21 protein-coding genes are annotated in these 20,309 nt (G+C 65.1%); 3 read left to right on the plus strand and 18 right to left on the minus strand.

What is annotated here, in order from left to right:
* Positions 1-49 precede the first annotated feature (49 nt).
* From rplQ to V8324_RS09040, 13 genes are all read right to left on the minus strand, one after another.
* On the minus strand, positions 50-469 hold the full coding sequence (gene rplQ, locus V8324_RS08980; RefSeq protein WP_336419597.1) for a 50S ribosomal protein L17: 420 nt from the start codon (positions 467-469) through the stop codon (positions 50-52).
* 138 nt (positions 470-607) lie between these two features.
* Positions 608-1,624: a DNA-directed RNA polymerase subunit alpha gene (locus tag V8324_RS08985; RefSeq protein ID WP_336419598.1), complete on the minus strand. Its 1,017-nt coding sequence runs from the start codon at positions 1,622-1,624 to the stop codon at positions 608-610.
* Between the two features lie 114 nt (positions 1,625-1,738).
* Complete coding sequence (rpsK, locus tag V8324_RS08990) at positions 1,739-2,140, minus strand: 30S ribosomal protein S11 (protein ID WP_336419599.1); 402 nt, start codon at positions 2,138-2,140, stop codon at positions 1,739-1,741.
* A 15-nt stretch (positions 2,141-2,155) separates the two neighbouring features.
* Positions 2,156-2,524 (minus strand): 30S ribosomal protein S13, encoded by a 369-nt coding sequence (rpsM, locus tag V8324_RS08995; RefSeq protein WP_336419600.1) that lies wholly within the window; start codon positions 2,522-2,524, stop codon positions 2,156-2,158.
* 210 nt (positions 2,525-2,734) lie between these two features.
* Positions 2,735-3,313, minus strand: a complete 579-nt coding sequence (locus V8324_RS09000; protein ID WP_336419601.1) for an adenylate kinase — start codon at positions 3,311-3,313, stop codon at positions 2,735-2,737.
* Positions 3,310-4,686: a preprotein translocase subunit SecY gene (secY, locus tag V8324_RS09005; RefSeq protein WP_336419602.1), complete on the minus strand. Its 1,377-nt coding sequence runs from the start codon at positions 4,684-4,686 to the stop codon at positions 3,310-3,312. The genes V8324_RS09000 and secY overlap by 4 nt, the downstream gene beginning before the upstream one ends.
* A 113-nt stretch (positions 4,687-4,799) precedes the next feature.
* Complete coding sequence (rplO, locus tag V8324_RS09010; protein ID WP_336419603.1) at positions 4,800-5,276, minus strand: 50S ribosomal protein L15; 477 nt, start codon at positions 5,274-5,276, stop codon at positions 4,800-4,802.
* Between the two features lie 402 nt (positions 5,277-5,678).
* Positions 5,679-6,785, minus strand: coding sequence for a 3-isopropylmalate dehydrogenase (leuB, locus tag V8324_RS09015; protein ID WP_336419604.1), 1,107 nt, complete (start codon positions 6,783-6,785; stop codon positions 5,679-5,681).
* 88 nt (positions 6,786-6,873) lie between these two features.
* On the minus strand, positions 6,874-7,920 hold the full coding sequence (locus V8324_RS09020; RefSeq protein ID WP_336419605.1) for an endonuclease/exonuclease/phosphatase family protein: 1,047 nt from the start codon (positions 7,918-7,920) through the stop codon (positions 6,874-6,876).
* Positions 7,921-7,931: 11 nt separating this feature from the next.
* Positions 7,932-8,537: a 3-isopropylmalate dehydratase small subunit gene (gene leuD, locus V8324_RS09025; protein WP_336419606.1), complete on the minus strand. Its 606-nt coding sequence runs from the start codon at positions 8,535-8,537 to the stop codon at positions 7,932-7,934.
* On the minus strand, positions 8,537-9,937 hold the full coding sequence (gene leuC / locus V8324_RS09030; protein WP_336419607.1) for a 3-isopropylmalate dehydratase large subunit: 1,401 nt from the start codon (positions 9,935-9,937) through the stop codon (positions 8,537-8,539). Before leuC ends, leuD begins: the two co-directional genes overlap by 1 nt.
* 321 nt (positions 9,938-10,258) lie before the next feature.
* On the minus strand, positions 10,259-10,960 hold the full coding sequence (locus tag V8324_RS09035) for a response regulator (RefSeq protein ID WP_336419608.1): 702 nt from the start codon (positions 10,958-10,960) through the stop codon (positions 10,259-10,261).
* Positions 10,957-11,454: a MarR family winged helix-turn-helix transcriptional regulator gene (locus V8324_RS09040; RefSeq protein ID WP_336419609.1), complete on the minus strand. Its 498-nt coding sequence runs from the start codon at positions 11,452-11,454 to the stop codon at positions 10,957-10,959. The genes V8324_RS09035 and V8324_RS09040 overlap by 4 nt, the downstream gene beginning before the upstream one ends.
* Positions 11,455-11,618: 164 nt before the next feature.
* On the opposite strand from V8324_RS09040, the gene V8324_RS09045 reads away from it, so the two are divergent.
* The gene (locus tag V8324_RS09045; RefSeq protein WP_336419610.1) at positions 11,619-12,485 is read left to right on the plus strand and encodes a branched-chain amino acid aminotransferase; all 867 of its coding nucleotides are present in this window, start codon (positions 11,619-11,621) and stop codon (positions 12,483-12,485) included.
* A gap of 220 nt (positions 12,486-12,705) precedes the next feature.
* On the opposite strand, the gene V8324_RS09050 is transcribed toward V8324_RS09045, so the two are convergent.
* The 3 genes from V8324_RS09050 to V8324_RS09060 all read right to left on the minus strand — a co-directional run bounded on the left by V8324_RS09050 (position 12,706) and on the right by V8324_RS09060 (position 16,097).
* On the minus strand, positions 12,706-12,936 hold the full coding sequence (locus tag V8324_RS09050; RefSeq protein ID WP_336419611.1) for a hypothetical protein: 231 nt from the start codon (positions 12,934-12,936) through the stop codon (positions 12,706-12,708).
* A 13-nt stretch (positions 12,937-12,949) separates the two neighbouring features.
* Positions 12,950-14,380, minus strand: coding sequence for an ammonium transporter (locus V8324_RS09055; protein ID WP_336419612.1), 1,431 nt, complete (start codon positions 14,378-14,380; stop codon positions 12,950-12,952).
* Between the two features lie 373 nt (positions 14,381-14,753).
* Entirely contained in the window at positions 14,754-16,097 is a 1,344-nt protein-coding gene (locus tag V8324_RS09060; protein ID WP_336419613.1) for a flavin-containing monooxygenase, read from the minus strand.
* 163 nt (positions 16,098-16,260) lie between these two features.
* Between V8324_RS09060 and V8324_RS09065 the strand changes: the two genes are divergently transcribed.
* A complete protein-coding gene (locus V8324_RS09065; protein WP_336419614.1) occupies positions 16,261-17,562 on the plus strand; it encodes an ABC transporter substrate-binding protein in 1,302 nt (433 codons plus the stop codon).
* A 6-nt stretch (positions 17,563-17,568) separates the two neighbouring features.
* On the opposite strand, the gene V8324_RS09070 is transcribed toward V8324_RS09065, so the two are convergent.
* Together V8324_RS09070 and V8324_RS09075 are read right to left on the minus strand one after the other, a co-directional pair.
* Positions 17,569-18,288 (minus strand): FadR/GntR family transcriptional regulator, encoded by a 720-nt coding sequence (locus tag V8324_RS09070; RefSeq protein ID WP_336419615.1) that lies wholly within the window; start codon positions 18,286-18,288, stop codon positions 17,569-17,571.
* 122 nt (positions 18,289-18,410) lie between these two features.
* Entirely contained in the window at positions 18,411-19,784 is a 1,374-nt protein-coding gene (locus V8324_RS09075) for an ammonium transporter (protein WP_336419616.1), read from the minus strand.
* A 92-nt stretch (positions 19,785-19,876) separates the two neighbouring features.
* Between V8324_RS09075 and V8324_RS09080 the strand changes: the two genes are divergently transcribed.
* Positions 19,877-20,161, plus strand: a complete 285-nt coding sequence (locus tag V8324_RS09080) for a hypothetical protein (RefSeq protein ID WP_336419617.1) — start codon at positions 19,877-19,879, stop codon at positions 20,159-20,161.
* The last annotated feature ends 148 nt before the right edge of the window (positions 20,162-20,309 follow it).

A 20,309-nucleotide genomic window follows, 5' to 3' on the forward strand; every position in this document is an offset into this window, starting at 1 on the left:
CCCGCCGGTCAGGCGGGGGTCATATGGCAACATCATGAAACCAAACGTTTTATTCGTCCGCTGCCTCTTCGGCGGCGACGCGGGCGCGATCACCCGCGCCCTTGGCATCGACATCGCGATCGACGAATTCGATGATCGCCATCGGCGCCATGTCGCCGTAGCGGAAGCCGGCCTTCAGCACGCGCACGTAGCCGCCCTGGCGGGTCGCGTAGCGGGGGCCGATCACGTCGAACAGCTTGGCGACATGCGGATCCTGCTTGAGCTGGCTGGCGGCCTGGCGGCGGGCGTGGATATCGCCGCGTTTCCCGAGGGTTACGAGCTTTTCGATGATCCGGCGCAGTTCCTTTGCCTTGGGCAGGGTGGTCTTGATCTGCTCATGTTCGATGAGCGAGCCGGCCATGTTCGCCCACAGCGCCTTGCGGTGCTCGTGGGTGCGGTTGAGGCGGCGGTATCCTCTGGCGTGACGCATTTTCTTTCTCCGTCTATTTTGCTTTGTCCGGCGGTCCGATGCGTGTCGGCCGCTCTCCTTGGGGCGGGATTGCCCATCTGGTCATGCGTACGCCGCGTACGCATGGTACGCGGCTTGTGTACGCGGGTACGAGACGCCTCAGAACGCGTCTTCGAATTTCTTCGCGAGATCCTCGATATCGTCGGGCGGCCAGTCCTCGACATCCATGCCGAGATGCAGCCCCATGCCCGACAGGACCTCCTTGATCTCGTTGAGCGACTTGCGGCCGAAGTTCGGCGTGCGCAGCATCTCGGCCTCGGTCTTCTGGATCAGGTCACCGATATAGACGATGTTGTCGTTCTTGAGGCAGTTCGCCGAACGCACCGACAGTTCCAGTTCGTCGACCTTCTTGAGCAGCAGCGGGTTGAACTCCAGCGCGCTTTCCTCGGACTCGCGGCCGGCGGATTCGGGCTCGTCGAAGTTGACGAAGATCGACAGCTGGTCCTGCAGGATGCGGGCGCCGTAAGCCACCGCGTCATCGGGGCTGAGCGAGCCGTCGGTCTCGATCTTCATGGTCAGCTTGTCGTAGTCGAGCACCTGTCCCTCGCGGGTCGGCTGCACGTCGTAGCTGACCTTGGTGATCGGCGAATAGAGCGCGTCGATCGGGATCAGCCCGATGGGCGCGTCTTCGGGCTTGTTGCGGTCGGCGGCGACGTAGCCCTTTCCGGTATTGACGGTCAGTTCCATGTAAAGGTTCGCCGCCTCGTCGAGGTGGCAGATCACGTGATCCTTGTTGATGATCTCGATCCCGGCGCTGTCGGAGATGTCGGCTGCGGTGACGATGCCCGGCCCCTTGGCGTTGATCGACAGCCGCTTGGGGCCCTCGACCTCCATCCGGATGGCGACCCCCTTGAGGTTCAGCACGATATCGGTCACGTCTTCGCGGACACCGGTGACCGACGAGAACTCGTGCAGCACGTTGTCGATCTGCACCGCGGTGATCGCGGCGCCCTGCAGCGACGACATCAGCACCCGGCGCAGCGCGTTGCCCAGCGTCAGGCCAAAGCCCCGCTCGAGCGGTTCGGCCACCAGCACGGCCTGCCGCTGCGGGTCCTTGCCCGGCGTCACGTCAAGCTGTGTCGGCTTGATCAGGTCGGCCCAATTCTTGTGGATCATGCATCCCTCCATTCCTGTCCGTCCTTCATGATCAGATGAGACGAACGCCCGAGGATATAAAATAACGTCCGCGGGACCGCGCGCATGCGCGGCCCCGCCGTGTTCACTGTCTGCTCAGACCCGGCGGCGTTTGGGGGGGCGGCAGCCGTTATGCGCCATCGGCGTCACGTCGCGGATCGAGGTGATGTTGAACCCGACCGCCGCGAGCGCGCGCAACGCCGATTCGCGGCCAGAGCCGGGGCCCTGCACCTCGACCTCGAGCGAGCGCATGCCGTGATCCTGCGCCTTCTTGCCGGCATTCTCGGCGGCGAGCTGTGCCGCGTAGGGCGTCGACTTGCGCGAGCCCTTGAAGCCCATCGTCCCGGCCGAGGACCAGGCGATCGCGTTGCCCTGCACGTCGGAGATCAGGATCTTGGTGTTGTTGAACGACGAGTTCACATGCGCAACGCCGGTTGCGATGTTCTTGGACACCTTCTTTTTCGGTGCTCGGGCGGATTTGCGTGTATCGCGTGCCATGTCTGATGCCCTCTCTTATTTCTTCTTGCCGGCAATGGCCTTTGCGGGGCCTTTGCGGGTGCGGGCATTGGTGTGGGTCCGCTGACCGCGCACCGGCAGGTTGCGGCGGTGCCGCAGGCCGCGGTAGCAGCCGAGATCCATCAGGCGCTTGATGTTCATCTGGGTCTCGCGGCGCAGATCGCCCTCGACCTTGAAATTGGTGTCGATATGCTCGCGCAGGGACACGGCTTCGGCGTCCGAAAGCTCGTTCACGCGGCGCGACTGGTCGATGCCCGTCGCCTCGCAGATCGCGCGGGCCGAGGACGGGCCGATTCCGGTGATGTAGGTCAGGGCAACAGGCACCCTCTTGTGGGTCGGGATGTTGATGCCGGCAATGCGTGCCAAGTGTCTTTTCCTTTTTCGTTGCGGTTCCGTAGTGCCAGAACCTTTTTTCACAACGCAGGCCCGAGGCGCATCTCGCGTCGGGCCGCAGCTGGATTCGGAGTGTCTGATCCCGCCGGGCAGGCCCCGGTCAGAATCACGTATGACGGCGAGAAATCATCGCCTAGTCAGAAATGAACAAAGCGTCAAGCCCTCGTTCACGCTGTCCCGAGATCATCTGTCGAGGGCCGCCTCGATATCCGCCTTGACCGCGTCGATCCCGCCAAGCCCGTCGACCGGCACAAGCTTGCCCTTTGCGTGATAGTAGCCGATCAGCGGCGCGGTCTTCTTGTAATATTCCATCAGCCGCTGGCGGACACTGTCGGCATTGTCGTCGGCGCGCACGGCCTGGCCGGCCGCCTTGGCCTCTTCGGCGCGGCCGACGATGCGCTGCACCAACGTGTCGTCATCGACGCGCAGCTCGATCACCGCATCCAGGGTTTCACCCTGTTCGGTCAGCAGATTGTCCAGCGCGTCGGCCTGTGCCAGCGTGCGCGGGAAGCCGTCGAAGATGACGCCGCCGCGCTTGTCGCCCTGCAGCCGTTCGCGGATCAGGCCGATCACGATATCGTCGGTCACCAGGTCGCCGCGCGCCATCACGTCGGCCACGATCTGCCCCATCTCCGATCCGCTGTCCTTGGCCGCGCGCAGCATGTCGCCGGTGGACAACTGGATCATGTCGCGGGATTGCGCCAGGTGTTGCGCCTGCGTGCCCTTGCCCGCCCCGGGCGGTCCCAGAAGAATGATGTTCATCGGCGTCCCTTTCCGCTTCGGCCGGCGCCCCGGCGGCCTTTCTTGCGGCCCTTGCCGCTGAGCTGCGATTTCTCGATCAGCCCCTCGTATTGATGGGCGAGCAGGTGGGATTGCACCTGCTGGATGGTGTCCATGGTCACCGAGACCACGATCAGCACCGAGGTGCCGCCGAAATAGAACGGGATCGCGAACTGGTTGCGCAGCACTTCGGGCAGCAGGCAGACGGCGGTCAGGTAGAGCGAGCCGAGCACGAGGATCCGGTTGACCACGTATTCGAGGTATTCCTCGGTGCGCTTGCCCGGCCGGATGCCGGGGATGAAGCCGTTCTGGTTCTTGAGGTTCTCGGCCACGTCATCGGGTTTGAACGAGACGTTGAAGGTGTAGAAATAGGTGAAGAAGATGATCATGCCCGCGAAGAACAGCAGGTAGAGCGGCTGGCCGGGGCCGAAATAGGCCATGATCGTCGACATCACCGGGCCGGTCTGGGTGCCAGAGAAGGTGCCCAGCGTGGCCGGCAGCAGCAAGAGCGACGAGGCGAAGATCGCCGGGATCACGCCCGCCGGGTTGACCTTGACCGGCAGGTGCGACGAGCCGCCGTCATAGACCTTCATGCCCACTTGCCGGCGCGGATACTGGATGTGGATCTTGCGCAAGCTGCGTTCCATGAACACCACGAAGGCGATCACCGCGACCACCATGAGGATCACGCCGACGATCACCGCCGGGCTGATCGCGCCCGAGCGCCCCGAGGCGAAGAACTGCGCCAGCGCCGAGGGGATCTCGGCGATGATGCCCACGAAGATGATCAGCGAGATGCCGTTGCCGACGCCGCGCGCGGTGATCTGCTCGCCCAGCCACATCAGGAACATCGTGCCGCCCACGAGGGTGATCATGCACGACGCGATGAAGAACAGCCCCGGGGTCTGCACCAGCTCGCCCGATTGCAGGCTGACGGCCAGCCCGTAGGATTGCAGCGTCGCCAGGAACACCGTGCCGTAGCGGGTGTACTGGTTGATCTTCTTGCGCCCCTGCTCGCCCTCTTTCTTGAGCTGCGCGAGCTTGGGGACCATCGCCGTCATCAACTGCACGATGATCGAGGCCGAGATGTAGGGCATGATGCCCAGCGCGAAGATCCCCATCCGCCCGAGCGCGCCGCCGGTGAACATCGACAGCATGCCGCCGATCGTCGCCTGCGCCCCGTCCATGAATTCGCGCAGCGCCGCGCCGTCGATGCCCGGCACCGGGATGAAGGTGCCAAGCCGGTAGACGATCAGCAGCCCCAGCGTGAACAGGATGCGGTTGCGGAGATCGGTGGCCTTGCCAAGCGCGGCCCAGCTTGTATTGGCGGCCATTTGCTCTGCTGCGGATACCATGCGCGGGTCTCTTTCATGTGTCGACGCCGCCCCGGGCTGCGGTTGAGCACAGGCGGCGTCGGGAAGAACGGTCGAGGTGAAATGTAAGCGGCGCCTTGGCCGCTCACAACCTCTTATTCGGCGGCTTGTGCCGCGGTCGCGACCGCCAGCGTGCCGCCGGCCTTCTCGACGGCGTCCTTGGCGGATTGCGACGCGCCGGTGACCTGCAGGTCGAGCTTGGCGCTCACATCGCCCTTGGCGAGGATGCGCACGCCGTCGCGCTTGCGCCGCAGCAGGCCCGACCCGACCAGCACGTCCTCGGTGATGGGCGCACTCGCGTCGATCTTGCCGGCATCCACGAATTTCTGGATCAGGCCGAGATTGACCACCGCGTAGTCCTTGCGGTTCGGCTTGGTGAAGCCGCGCTTGGGCAGGCGCTGGTAGATCGGCATCTGGCCGCCCTCGTAGCCCTTGATCGCCACGCCCGAGCGGGATTTCTGGCCCTTGATGCCGCGCCCGCCGGTCTTGCCCATGCCCGAGCCGGGGCCGCGGCCGATACGTTTCTTGCGCTTCGTCGCGCCGGGATTGTCCCGCAGTTCATGTAGTTTCATCGTCGCATTCTCCTTGCCGGATACGGCCCCCAGCGACGGGAGCGGCCGAACGCGGCTTGCTTGATCTGGATCGGGCCCGCGGGCCCGCATGTCTGTGTCGGGCCTGAAGCACCGGATGGGCGTATAGACCCGCCGCGCGCCGGGATCAAGGGCGGAAGCGGGGGGTGATCACCCCGCGCGGCGCCCGACCGCCGGGTGCGCGCTCACACGATTGAGCCGCGCGCTTTATCGTGAAGACACCTGCAACGGCTCCGCGGGTTCGAGATGTCGCAGAAGCGCCCGCCCGAGGGGGCGGACATGCGATTGAAATGCGGCGCTGCGCGGCGGCGCGTTCCGCGCCTTGAGTCCGCGCAAGGCACGTTGGCCGTCCCTTGCTTGGTATGACAGGACGCGCTAAAACGCTCAGACACTCTCCTCCAGCGCCGCGAGGATCGCGTCGCCCATCTGCGTGGTCGAGACCGGCACGACGCCCTCCTCGCCCGCCAGATCGGCGGTGCGCAGCCCGTCGGCCAGCACCTTTTCCACCGCCCGTTCCACGCGCGCCGCCTCGTCGCCGAGATCGAAGGAATAGCGCAAAGCCATCGCGAAGCTGAGGATGCAGGCGATCGGGTTGGCCTTGCCCTGCCCCGCGATGTCGGGCGCGCTGCCGTGCACCGGCTCGTATAGCGCCTTGGGCCGGCCACCCGCCATCGGCGCCCCGAGCGAGGCCGAGGGCAACATGCCAAGGCTGCCGGTCAGCATTGCGGCGAGATCCGAGAGTAGATCGCCGAAGAGGTTGTCGGTCACGATCACGTCGAATTGCTTGGGCCAGCGGGTCAGCTGCATGGCACCCGCATCCGCGTACATGTGCGACAGCTCCACATCGGGGTAGTCGGCGGCGCCCACGCGGCTGACCACCTCGCGCCAGAGCACGCCAGATTCCATCACGTTGGCCTTCTCCATCGAGCAGAGCTTGCCCGCGCGCTTGCGCGCCAGCTCGAACGCGGCGCGCGCCACGCGCTCGATCTCGGACTCGGTGTAGCGCTGCGTGTTGATGCCGACCCGCTCGTTGCCCTCGGTGACGATGCCGCGCGGCTCGCCGAAATAGACCCCGCTCGTCAGTTCGCGCACGATCATGATGTCGAGCCCGGCGACCACATCGCGCTTCAGGGACGAAAAATCGGCCAGCGCGTCGAAGCATTGCGCGGGCCGCAGGTTGGCGAAAAGATCCATCTCCTTGCGCAGGCGCAGCAGCCCGCGTTCCGGCTTCACGGCGAAATCCAGATCGTCGTATTTCGGCCCGCCGACGGCCCCCAGAAGCACCGCGTCCACGTCCTGCGCGCGGGCCATCGCGGCATCGGTCAGCGGCGTGCCATGTGCGTCGTAGGCGGCGCCGCCGACCAGGTCCTCGGCCACCTCGAAGGCGAGACTCCGCGCCGTCCCGAACCAGTCGATGATGCGGCGGACCTCGGCCATGACCTCGGGGCCGATCCCGTCACCGGGCAGAATGAGAAGCGAACGGGTGGTCATGGGCATCATCCTTGTGACATCGCGGGTGCCGCTTGGCCTATAGCGCGCGCCCGGCGGGGTCAAGAAAGCCCCGCATGCGAACCCGCTCTCAGGGCAGCGCAAGCTCCACCCATATCAGGCGGTGATGGCTGGCGGTCGCGGCGAGATCACCCGCCGGCGTGCCCTCGGGCGGCCAATGGATGCCCGAGGCGACGACCCGCAGATCCGCCGAGGGCAGGATGTAGCTGACGCGACGCGGCCCCGTCTGATCCCAGTGCACGGTGGCGTGGCGCGGCGGCGGGCCGTCATGGGCGGGGCGCGGATCCTGCAGCCGGGGATCGGTCAGAAGCGCGCGGATCGCCGCGCGCCGCCCGTCCCCGCGAGCGGGGTCGAGATTGGCGTCACCCATCACCACGAAGCGCGTGTCGGGCGCCGGCCCGAACGCCCCGTCGAGGTAAAGCTGCCAGAAGCGGATCTCGTCATGATTGCGCCGGCCGTTGGCATCCTCGGGCCCGTCGAAGACCGGCGGGCCGGCGTGAAAGGCCATCAGGTGCAGCGGGCCGGAGGGCAGCAGGATCGGGACCACCCAGTGCCCGGTATAGGACAGTCGCTGGATGTCTTGCGCTTCGGCCGAGGGAAAGGGCGTGCCACCCTCATGCGTGGGCAGCAGCGCGCCGGGCAGGTCGCGCCACAGAAGCGTGCTGAAATCCTGCACCGCCTCGGCCTCGATCGGGTAGCGCGACAGGATCGCCATGCCGGCCTGGCCGGAGAACGCGCCGTAGCCTTGCGCGTCGCGCTCGTTTCCGCGCCGCCCGTCGCCATCCATGTCGAGGCCGGTGGGCATGCCGCTATTGGGCCGGCGCGCGAAGATGTGATCGTAACGCGGGCCGCCTTCGGCCAGCCGGTCGCGCAACGCGCGCAGGGCGTGCAGGTCGAGGTCGTAATCGACCTTTTGCAGCACCACGATATCCGGATCCGTGCGGGCGAGGACGCGGCTGATCGCGGCGATCTGCGGATCCTCGTCGCGCAGGATGTCGCGCAGCAGGATGCCGGGCCCCGTGCGGTCGAGCCCGACATTCCAGGTAGCAATGCGCAGCCCGTCGGCCAGCACAGGCCCCGCCATCAGGGCGATGCAGAACGCGATCAGCCACCGCATGGCGGGCCCCCTCAGACCCAGGGACGCTCCTGCGCCGCGCGGGCCTCGAACGCGTCGATGGCCTCGCTGCGGGCCAGCGTCAGGCCGATATCGTCGAGCCCTTCCAGCAGGCAGTGCTTCTTGAACGCGTCCACCTCGAAAGGCAGCACGGTGCCGTCGGGCGTGGTGACGGTCTGCGCCTCGAGATCGACCTCGATCCGGGCATTGGCGCCCTTCTCGGCCTCGCGCATCAGCAGGTCCACCTGCGCCGAGGGCAGTGCGATGGGCAGGATGCCGTTCTTGAAGCAGTTGCTGTGGAAGATGTCGGCGAACGAAGGCGCGATGATGCAGCGGATGCCGAAATCCTTGATCGCCCAGGGCGCATGTTCGCGGCTGGACCCGCAGCCGAAATTGTCGCCGGCGATCAGGATCTGCGCGTCGCGATATTGCGGCTTGTTGAGCACGAAATCGGGGATCTCACGGCCTTCGTCGTCATAGCGCATCTCGTCGAAGAGGTTCACCCCGAGGCCAGAGCGCTTGATCGTCTTCAGGAACTGCTTTGGGATGATCATGTCGGTATCGACATTGATGATCGGCAGGGGGGCGGCGATGCCGCTGAGCTTGTCGAACTTTTCCATCACGTGATCTCCCGTATGTCGGTCAGCCGACCGGTCACCGCCGCCGCCGCGGCCATCGCGGGGCTCATCAGGTGGGTGCGCCCGCCGCGACCCTGGCGGCCCTCGAAGTTGCGGTTCGACGTCGCCGCGCAGCGCTCGCCCGGGGACAGCTGATCGGGGTTCATGGCAAGACACATGGAACAGCCTGCCAGCCGCCATTCGAATCCGGCCTCGGTAAAGATCTCGGCCAGCCCCTCTTCCTCGGCCTGCGCGCGCACGAGGCCCGAACCGGGCACGATCATCGCGCGTTTGACGGCGATCTTCCTGCCCTTCAGGATCTCGGCGGCGGCGCGCAGATCCTCGATCCGGCCATTCGTGCAGGAGCCGATGAAGACGGTGTCGATCTCGACCTCGCTCAGCTTCTGGCCGGGGATCAGCCCCATGTAGTCGAGCGCGCGGCGCGCCGAGTCGACCTTGCCGCCCTCGAAGCTGGCAGGATCGGGCACCACGCCGTCGATCGGCAGCACGTCCTCGGGGCTGGTGCCCCAGGTGACCACCGGCGCGATCTCCTCGCCCTTGAGGGTGACCACCTTGTCCCAATGCGCGTCATCGTCGGAGTGCAACGTGCGCCACCAGGTCATCGCGGCCTCCCACTCTGCGCCTTTCGGGGCGTGGGGACGGCCCTTGACGTATTCAAATGTCGTCTCGTCGGGCGCGATCAGACCGGCGCGCGCGCCGCCCTCGATCGCCATGTTGCAGACCGTCATGCGGCCTTCCATCGACAACTCGCGGATCGCCTCGCCGCAATACTCGATCACGTAGCCGGTGCCGCCGGCGGTGCCGGTCGCGCCGATCACCGACAGGGTGATGTCCTTGGCGGTGACCCCGGGCGGCAGTGTGCCGGTGATCTCGACCTTCATGTTCTTGGCCTTGCGCTGGATCAGCGTCTGCGTGGCCAGCACATGCTCGACCTCGCTCGTGCCGATGCCATGCGCCAGCGCCCCGAAGGCGCCATGCGTCGCGGTGTGGCTGTCGCCGCAGACGATGGTCATGCCCGGCAGGGTCCAGCCCTGTTCGGGGCCGATGATATGCACGATGCCTTGGCGGATATCGTTCACCGGGTAGTAATGGATGCCGAAATCCTCGGCGTTGCGATCCAGCGCCTCGACCTGGATGCGGCTTTCAGGATTCTCGATGCCCTGCGCGCGGTCCGGCGTGGTGGGCACGTTGTGATCGGGCACGGCGATGGTGTTGCCGGGCTTGCGCACCGCGCGCCCCGCCATGCGCAGCCCCTCGAAGGCCTGCGGGCTGGTGACCTCGTGCACGAGATGGCGGTCGATATACAAAAGACAGGTGCCGTCCTCGGCCTCGTGGGCCAGGTGGGCGTCCCAGATCTTGTCATAGAGTGTCTTGGGGGACATGCGTCCTCTCCCGTTCATGGATGTGGAGACTATAGGTGCGATATCGGCACCATCGCTCCTGGGCTGGCCGTCGCGCGCCGCAGCCCCCCGAAAAAGCGCCACGGAAGACGGGCGCGATCCGATATGTCGAAAATCCGTGTCATGTATCGCAGATACAGCGCGCGCGCCCAGCTATCAAGTGCCGCGCTTGAAATGCGCGCCCCTGCTTCATCTTTCCCGAAATACTCCGGGGGAGACGCCGCATCGCGGCGGCGGGGGCAGCGCCCCCAACCCCAGGGATCTGCGTGGCGCAGCCACACCGTTTGGAAAAACCACCCGCCTTCAGTCGGGGGCGAGCATGTAGCCCTCGCCGCGCACCGTCTGCAGGTAGCGTGGCTGCTTGGGGTCGTCCTCGATCTTGCGGCGCAGCCGGGTGATCTGCACGTCGACCGCGCGCTCCTGGGCGTGGCCGCCATCGCGGCCCAGATCCTCGACGAGGCGCGCGCGGCTGACCGCCCGGCGCATGTTCTCGGCGAAGATGCGCATCAGCTGCACCTCGGTGGCGGTCAGGCGGACGGGAACGCCGTCGCGGCTCAGTTCGGCGCGCCCGACATCGTAGCGCACCGGGCCCATCTGCACGATCTTCGGCTCGGCCTCCTCCTGGGCCGCGTCCGGCAGGCGGCGCAAAATGGCGTTGATCCGCAACAGCAGCTCCTTGGGCTCGAACGGCTTGGGCAGGTAGTCGTCGGCGCCGGCCTCGAGCCCCTCGATGCGGTCGGTTGTCTCGCCGCGCGCGGTCAGCAGCAGGATTGGCGTGTCCTGCGTCGCCCGGATCGCGCGCGTCAGGTCGACGCCGCTTTCGCCGGGCATCATCACGTCCATCACGATCAGGTCGAAATCCAGCCCCGCCAGAACCCGGCGCGCATGCCCCGCATCGCGCGCCACAGACACCAGAAAGCCGTTCCGGATCAGGAACTTGCGCAACAGGTCGCGGATGCGCTCGTCGTCGTCGACGATCAGCAGATGCGGCGCGGGCTCGGTCATGCATCCCTCTCCCGGATGGCATTGTAGCGCCGCCGCATCTCGGGTTCCATCATCGCCTCGAGCACGCGGCGGAACCCCGCCACCGATTGCGGCCCGGCGGCGCGGTAGGCGGCGCGCATGCGGCTGCGCTGCGCGTCCGACAGCTTGCGCTCCAGCGCCGCGCCTGCTTCGGTCAGGTAGAGGTTACGCTCGCGCTTGTCGGCATTGCCGATGCGGCTTTCCACGAGCCCGTCCTCGATCAGCGTGCGCAGCACCCGGTTGAGCGACTGCTTGGTCACGTCGAGGATCGCCAGCAGGTTGGTCACCGTGGTGCCCGGGATGCGGGCGATGAAATGCATCGCGCGGTGATGTGCGCGCCCGTAGGCCATGGTCGCGAGGATGCGGTCGGGATCGGCGGTAAAGCCCTGGTAGGCGAAGAACATCGCCTCGATGCCCTGGCGCAGTTGCTCGTCGGTCAGAAACAGCAGGTTCTCGCCACCCTGGAGTTCGGCCATGCAATATGCTCCGGTCTGGTTGATCTTTTTCCTGTCCCAGTTTAAGTCAGCTTTATTGACATTCCAAGAGCGGACTGGTAGCGACTCGCAGATTTTGCGCAACTTCATGTCCGATGTGGACGTATTGCGCGCAACTTGTGCAAATGCCTTGAGGGAGACGGGACATGGCCGGCTATGACGACCGCGACGGCAAGATCTGGATGGACGGGGCGCTGGTGGACTGGCGCGACGCGAAGGTGCATGTCCTCAGCCATGCGCTGCATTACGCAAGCTCGGTCTTCGAGGGCGAGCGGTGCTATGACGGAAAGGTGTTCAAGAGCCGTGCGCATTCCGAGCGCCTGCTGAAATCCGGCGAGCTGCTCGACATGCCGATCCCCTACAGCGTCGACCAGATCGAGGCCGCCAAGCAGGCGGTGCTCGAGGCCAACGGGCTGCGCAACGCCTATCTGCGGGTGCTGGCCTTTCGCGGCGCGGGCGAGGACATGGGCGTCGCCGCGGCGCGCAACCCGATCCGCATGGCGGTCACCGCGTGGGAATGGGGCAGCTATTACGGCGACGCCAAGACCAGCGGCGCGAAGCTCGACATCGCGAAATGGAAGAGACCCAGCCCCGAGACGATCCCCACCTCGGCCAAGGCGGCGGGGCTCTACATGATCTGCACCATGTCCAAGCATGCCGCCGAGGCCAAGGGGTTCTCGGACGCCATGTTCCTCGACTACCGCGGCTACGTGGCCGAGGCGACGGGTGCCAACGTCTTTTTCGTCAAGGACGGCGAGGTGCACACGCCGCTGCCCGACGCGATCCTCAACGGGCTGACGCGGCAGACGGTGATCGGACTGCTGCGGGACCGCCAGATCAAGGTGCACGAGCGCCACATCATGCCAGAGGAGATGGAGGGGTTCGAGCAATGCTGGCTGACCGGCTCGGCCGCCGAGGTGACGCCGGTGGGCCAGATCGGCGAGTACAGCTTCGAGGTGGGCGCGCTGACCCGCGAGATCGCCGATGCCTACGAGGCGCTGGTGCGCACCTGACGGCGGCGGTCCGGGCGGCGATCCGTCAGGGCGCGCCGCGTGCGTCGACATGCATGCGCCGCGCCAATCCGATGACATCGGGGGGGCCTGCCCGGGAAAGGACCATGACAAAAGCCCGCCGACCTTTCGGGCGGCGGGCTTTCGGTGGCTTCTCCCGCGATCCGGAAGCGCGCCGGATCGCCGGGGCGGCCTTGGCGTGTTACGCGGGACGGCGCGGCGCTTATTCCCGCGCCTCTTCCTCGAAGACGCGCTGCAGACGTTCGGCGCTTCGGGCGGCGGTCTCGTCTTCTTCCATCTCCTTCTTCTCGATGCCGTACTGCAGGACATGGTATGCGAGCCAGAAGATCAGCCCGGCGATCAACAGCATAACCTCGGTTCCCACCATGGGATAGATCGGGCCGAGCGCGTCGAGCTCCGCGCCCGACCAGCTTTCGACGAGTGTGGTAGACATGTGTCGTCCCTCCCTAGGATAGCAGGCCGAGGCGCCGTGCCTCGGCTATGTCGGCTTGCGAGACCTCGATGGCGTCGGCCTCTTCACGCATTTCCTCGCTCATGTCGAGGCCCACAAGCTCCACCGCGGGCGGCACCCGAAGCATGCCCAGCATCGACAGGATCTTGGAGACGACGAAGGCCGGGATGAAGCCCAGAACGATGAACATGATGCACGCGCCCAGGAACTGGCCCCACGGCGTGATGAAGGCGGCCTCGGCGTGATAGCCCGCCGTTGCCGGGTGTCCCCACAGCATGAAGCCGCAGATCACCAGCCCGATGAAGCCGGCATAGCCGTGCACGGCGACCGCCCCCACCGGATCGTCGATCTTGAACCTCCGTTCGACCCAGAAATGCAGCTTGTAGGCACAGACGGCGCCGACGCCGCCGATGAGCATCGCCTGGATCGGATGATAGAGGTCGTTCCCCGCGGAGGCGGTGATGATGCCCGCCAGGCCGCAGGAATAGGTCCAGAACGCGTCGCCGCGAGACACGACATAGCCCGCGAGCATCCCGCCCGACAGCGACATGAGAAAGTTGAAGACGATCGCCGACAGGGTGGTGGGGGTCAGGTAGATCGTCGTGGCGGTAAAGGTGCCTTCGGCGGCGCCGATGTCGCCCGAGGCGATGATCGGCACGTTGCAGGCGACGTAGAAGCCCCAGAACCCGCAATAGATCAGGAACAGCCCGATGGTGACCAGCCACTTGTTGTGCGGGTTGATGTTGCGCGGTGTGCCGTCGGGGGCGAACTTGCCGATCCGCGGCCCCAGCACGCAGACCACCCCGAGCGCGAATCCCCCGGCGATGGCGTGGATCACGCCCGAGGCGTAGGCGTCATGGTAGCCCAGCTGCGTGACCATCCAGCCGTCGGGATGCCAGCCCCAGGCCGCGTCGATGATCCAGGTGAAAGAGCCGATGACGACGGCGAGGATCCAGAAGGCCGAGGGGCGGATCCGTTCGATCGTCGCGCCCGAGACGATCGATGCCGCCGTCCACGAGAACAGCAGGAACGCCGCCCAGAACACGCCGTTCAGGCGCGACCAGAACGCGTTGCCCAGATCAGCGCCGTAGCCTTGCGCGGACTCCAGAGCCGGGCCCGGGCCACCCAGATGCGTGCCCATCAGTTCCGACCATGGCACGGCGTGGTCGGATTGCGTCAGGCCGCCGGTGATGCCGGGACCGTTGGGGAAGGCGAAATAGATCCACCACCCGAAGAAGAAGAATGTCACGGTGACAAGCGGGATGAGCATGGTGTTCTTCATCACCGTGTGGAGGTGGTTCTTGTGCCGTGATGCACCGACTTCGTACATGCAGAAGCCGACATGGATCAGGAACATGAGGGGGATCGTCACCCAGTAATAGAACTCGGTGAATATCACCGTCAAAGCGCCGATATCGGTATCCATTCAGATGTCCTCCCGTTGGATTGCTTTTGTTTTGACCGATGATCATTAAAAACCGACGATTTTCAAACAAAAACTTTACCATAGGGAAAATTTGTTTCGCAGCGTGACCTCGTGGAGGCTGCGTGTGGCGGCCGGCGGGACGACAAGACGCTGTTTGATCGTCTTGCCGTTGACGTGCGTGCGAGGTTTCGCCGGGCCCCCTTGCCCCGCCAATTTCATGCCGCGGCGCGCTTTTCCGAGTCCAGCCGCCCAGTGCGCCGGTATCGGGCACGCGTCCGCGGGTGGGCATGGTGACGACTCTCGCCCCCAAACGCGGTGCCGTCCCGGGCGGGGTCGGACGAGACATCCGTCGCGCGCCCGGGACAGGCCACCGTCAGGCGTTCAGGTAGGCGTCCATGCTGTCATCGAGGGCATCCTTCCACGCGGTATGATGCGCCGGGGCCTTCCTGCCGGTGAGCGGCGAGACATAGCCGTGATCGCGGAAGGTCATGATGTTCTGCTTCTTGTGCTTCTTCCATTCGAAGAACGCCTGGCAGGCGGCCTGCACGTCGAAGCTGGGATAATCGGTCTCTGCGACCAGCTCCTTGATGTAGTCGCCCTGGTACTGGATGCAGTCGGGATCGGTCGCGTTTTCATCTTCCAGCGCCTGGCGGTCTTTCCAGTCGGCCTCCATCGTCGCCCGGTCCGGGATCTCGACCTTGCCCAAGATCGCGTCGCGGACCCACCAGGCCTGCGCGTCGAACATGTTGAAGGTGAACCACTGGTCCTGCATCCCGAGGTAGAACATCCGGGGGTTATGCACCCAGACCACGCCCTTGTAGAGATCGTCCGAGGCCAGCCGGTTGGCGGTCTTCAGCCGCAGATCGTCGGGCAGGAAGGGGAAATGGTGCCGGTAGCCGGTGCACAGGATGATGGCATCGACGTCGCGGCTGGTGCCGTCCTTGAAGTGGGCGGTCTTGCCATCGACCCTGACCAGCGCCGGCACCTCGTCCCAGTTGTCGGGCCAGTCGAACCCCATGGGCGCCGAGCGATAGCACGACACGATCGACTTGCAGCCGTATTTCCAGCATTGCGAGCCGATATCCTCGGCCGAGTAGCTGGCGCCCATGATCAGGATGTCCTTGCCCTCGAATTCGCGCGCGTCGCGGAAATCATGCGCGTGCAGGATGCGCCCGTTGAACTGGTCGAAGCCGGGATATTCGGGAACGTTGGGAATCGAGAAATGCCCCGTCGCCACGATCACGTGGTCGAATTCCTCGACCGATTCGCTGTCATTCTTCGTGTCGCGCGCGGTAAGCCGGAACAGGCCGCTGGCCTCGTCGTATTGCACGTCGCGGACGAGGTGGCTGAAGCGGATCCAGTCGCGCAACCCGGCCTTGTCCACGCGGCCCTGGATATAGTCGAACAGCACGGCGCGGGGCGGGTAGCTGGCGATTTCCTTGCCGAAATGATCGTCGAAGCTGTAATCGGCGAATTCCAGCCCCTCCTTGGGGCCGTTGGACCACAGGTAGCGATACATCGAGCAATGTACCGGTTCACCATCCTTGTCGAGGCCGGTGCGCCACGTGTAGTTCCACAGACCGCCCCAGTTGTCCTGCTTTTCAAAGCAGACCACTTCGGGGATCTCTTCGCCGTTTTCCTTCGCGGACTGGAAGGCGCGAAGCTGCGCCAGACCCGAGGGGCCCGCGCCGATGATCGCCACACGTTTTGCAGCCATGTCTGTCTCTCCTGTTGAGCTATCTGAATTGGTGCTTTTGGTCTGAACCAAACTCGCCCCTTCCGGCCCGCCCTGTCAATGATTATTCATCACAGGGATAAATTATCCCCTACAATAAAATTCGTCTGCTTTGACTTTGATCGCGCGGGTGGTAGCACATGGCATGTCCAGCTCGAGCTTCGCCCACCGCATGGCCGTCACGTCGCTGTTTCCCAGCGATCCTGTCGGCATGACCGAGCCGATCAGGATCGGCTTTCTCGCGCCCCTGACCGGGCCGGTCAGTTCCTGGGGCCTGCCGGGGCTGCACGGCTGTCGCCTGTGGGAGGACTGGCTGAACCGGGCCGGGGGCATGCTGATCGGCGGCCGGCGCTACCCGGTCAGGATCATTCCGTTCGATTGCGGCTACGACCCCGAACGCGCGATGGAAGGGGCGCGCCACCTGGTTCTGACGGAACAGGTCCGGTTGCTGATGATGCTGGGCGGGGACACCTTCACGCCGCTGCGCAGCTTCCTGTCAGAGCACAAGGTGCTGACCTCGACCCTGCTGCCCAGCGACCTGTCGCCCGATACAAGGTACCTGATCGCCCCGTCCGAGGTTCACCCGATCTACAATGTCACCGGGGTCGACTGGCTGGCGCGCAACCGCCCGGATCTGGGCCGCGTGGCGCTGTGCAGCCAGAAGGACGCGCTTGGCATGCCTTCCCTTGCCACCTATCGCGCCGCGTGCGAGGCCGCCGGGCTGGATGTGGTCAAGGATGTGCAATATGCCCCGACGCTGACCGATGTCGCCGCGATCGTGCAGCCGATGCTAGATGCGCAGCCGGATGTGCTGTGCTGGTGTACCAGCCTGACGCCGATGGTGCACGCGATGACGGAATACGCCTTCGAGAAAGGCTTCACCGGCCGGATCCTGTCCTGCACGCTGGACAATTACCAGCGGCTGATCGCCCGCACCTCGGTCGAGTTCATGGAGGGCGCGGTCTTCCAGTTTCCCGATTTCGACGATCCGGAACTTGCCCGAAAGGCGTTTTTCTTCAACCGGCCCAGCACCTTCTTCAAGGAATACAACGCGCGCTACCCGGGCAGCTGGAGCGCGGTCAGCTGGGAATATGTCGCGATCCTCGACATCTGGCACGCCGCCGTCGAAAAGGTCTCGTCGGCGCATCCGGTCTCCGTTCTGGCCACCATGAAGCAGATGGACCCTGTCACCCATGCCTTCGGTCCGGCGCGGTGGTGGGGCGAGTCGATCTTCGGCATCGACAACGCGCTGATCGGGGACTGGCCGGTCGTGACCCTGCAGGAGGGCCGCGCGCGCATCGTGGAGTTCGGCTCCATCCCGGACTGGCTCGCGGCGCACGAGCCGCTCTTGCGCGAGAACATGGCGCGGCTGGGTCAGCTATGGCATCAGCGGATCGAGACGGGGCACCGTCCGACCGGCCTGGGCGCGCGGGACGTGGTGGATTGAGACCCGTCAGCCGGTGTGCAGAAACAGCTTCTGTTCGTCGACAAGGTGCAGCTTGGTGATTTCCACCGCGGCCTCGACATCGCGGGTCGCGATGGCGTTGAACAGGGAATTGAACCGGGTCTGGTAGGTCTGGATCCGGTCCGGCGTCAGGTGCTTGCGCATCAGCGCGGTGCGAAAGCTTTGTCGGCAGACCTCGATCGTCAGCTCGTAGCAGGATTCGAGCAGCGGATTGCGCGTGGCCCTGGCAATGGCACGATAGAATTCCTCCTCGCGGCGCGTGAATTCGGCGAGATCGGTGCGCACGGCCTCGATGCTGGCGACGGTGCGCGCCAGCATGTCGAGTTCCTTCGGCGTCATGTTCATGACGGCGAGACGGATCATCTCGGGTTCGATGATCGAGCGGACAATGAGATGATCGAGCGGGCTGGTGCGCTCTCCGAGCGAGCCGGGCAGCGGGGCATCGGGGCTGTCGGAGTGGTAGATGACGAAGCTTCCGCTGCCCTGGCGCCGGCGGACCATTTTCCGGGCTTCGAGCACGTCCAGCGCCTCGCGCAGCGTGTTGCGCGACACCCCCAGTTCCACGGCGAGGGCGCGTTCGCTGGGCAGGCGCGAATCGGTCGGGTAGTCGCCGGAATGGATCCGTGCGGTCAGCGTGTCCACGACGACGCGCACCGTCTCGCCGAGCGTCTGGCCAATCTGGATATCTGTCTTCACGGTATCGTTCATCCGGTGTGCCATCCTTTCGGGCCCAATGGCGGAATCATGCGCCCTGGCGGGTAGGTCTGCAAGCCGGTCCCGAGGAACAGGACCCCCCGCCGAGGCCGGGGATCCCTCTGATGCGCACCCGATCAGATGCGCGGCGTATTGTCGGCATGGGTGATCACGTCGGGCTCCAGACCCCAGAGCTTGGAATCGAGACCGTCGATCTGATCATCCTCGGTGACGCTCATGCCGATCGTGTTCTCGAAGATCAGCGACAGAACCAGCGCCGTCACGACGCCCGCGCCGACACAGGTCGCGATGCCCGCAAGCTGCATCAGCAGCGAGATCTCGCCATGCTGGAACGCGTAGGCGCCCTCCTCGATCCCCAGATAGCCGCCGCGCGGCGTGCCCGCCTTGAAGATCCCCAGGGCCAGCATGCCGAACGTCCCGGCGCCGAGGAACAGCGGAAACAGCTTGTGCTCGTCGATGCCGCGCTTGAGCGTGAACTCGTACACCAGATAGGCCGCAAGCGGCGCGACCAGCCCGATGATGAAGGCCTGCCAGGGCATGTAGACGTCAAAGCCCGACGCCCCCGCGACGTAGCCGGCAAGCGGGCCAAGCAGCGTGTAGGCATAGTTGCCCGACGCATAGGCCAGGATCAGCCCGCCGATCGCCCCGCCGGCCCAGACCAGCGCATAGTTGTTGAGGGCGACCCCCACGCTGGTATCGGCCATGGTCACGCTGACCGCCAGCGCCTGCGGATCGAAGAAGAACAGGCAGGACAGGATGACCATCGGCAGACCCGCGAAGATCAGCAAGAGGCCCGGTGCCGCCAGCCCGATGCTGGTGGCGAGATAGGCCGAGACCCGCTCATGCGGGGCCATCATGCCCGGGCGCGCCTTCAGTCTCAGGGTAAAGACCAGCGCCATGCCCGCCGGGAACATGTAGACGAAGCCCACGCCGAAGAAATCGTGGAACCCCGCATTGGTCAGCGGCCCGACCGATCCCCAGGTGGCATAGCTCAGCAGCGACGAGACGACCGCGGCCACCACGCAGGTGACGTAGAAGGCCGACGCCTTCATGCGTTCGGACACCGCGAAATGCAGCAGGATGTTGATGATCCCCGCAAAGACCGCGAGGAAGAACACGAAGATCTGGAAGGTGTTCAGCCCGGGAAAGATCGCCGGATCGACGTTCTGGGCCAGCGAATTGGTCAGCCCGCCGCCAATCCACCAATCCTTGATGGAATCCATCATCGTGGCGCCCTCGATGATGTAGTATTGCGACGCCCACAGCCCGAACCCGATGAAGTAATAGGTCGCGAAGCCGATGAAGAAGCCGAGCGATTTCTCGATCGTCGAGTTGAAGAGGTTCTTGCGACGCGCCGTGCCCGCATCGATCAGAAGCAGCCCCACGACGACCAGGATCGCCCCCACCGTGCCGGAGGCATAGAGCAGGTTCTGCACCAGTGAATTCAAGGTGACTTGGTCCGCGTAGAACGCGGTGTCTTCGGGTGTCATTTCGGTCTTCCTTTCCCTGTTGTGTTGGCGGCGAGCGTGTCACCGTCTCTCGTCTCGTGCCGCGGCCCGGACGTCCGCCCCCTGTCCGGCCAATGGTTGACCAATTTGGACCTTCTGGACGCCACGACCGGCAGTACCGCGATCATGATCAAGAATTGGTACTTTTGAAACAAAAACTTTACCAAAGGGAAACATTTTTTCGTATCGCTGCCGTGCTGGCAGCGATGCTGTCCCGCCTGTTCCTGCAGGAAGCCCCGATTTTCAATGCGATCGGGACGCGAAGGGCCGGAATGCCTGAAATCCCGGCACCGCGCATGCCGCGGGCGAACCCGCCCGGCAACCTCGCCACGGCCATGGTCCCAAAAATCACCTATTGACTGATAGGAATAAAAAATGAGTATGGGGAAAACTTCATACGATCTCGGCAAGGGGAGTTCCATGATGGCACTTGATGAGCGGACGGGCGTCTGGAAGTCGGGGAGGGGCAAGGGGCGGCATGTTCCGAAGGGGCGTCAGCTGGACGAT

It is taken from the genome of Roseovarius sp. D22-M7 (assembly GCF_037083785.1).
In the GTDB taxonomy this organism is placed as follows: Bacteria; Pseudomonadota; Alphaproteobacteria; order Rhodobacterales; family Rhodobacteraceae; genus Roseovarius.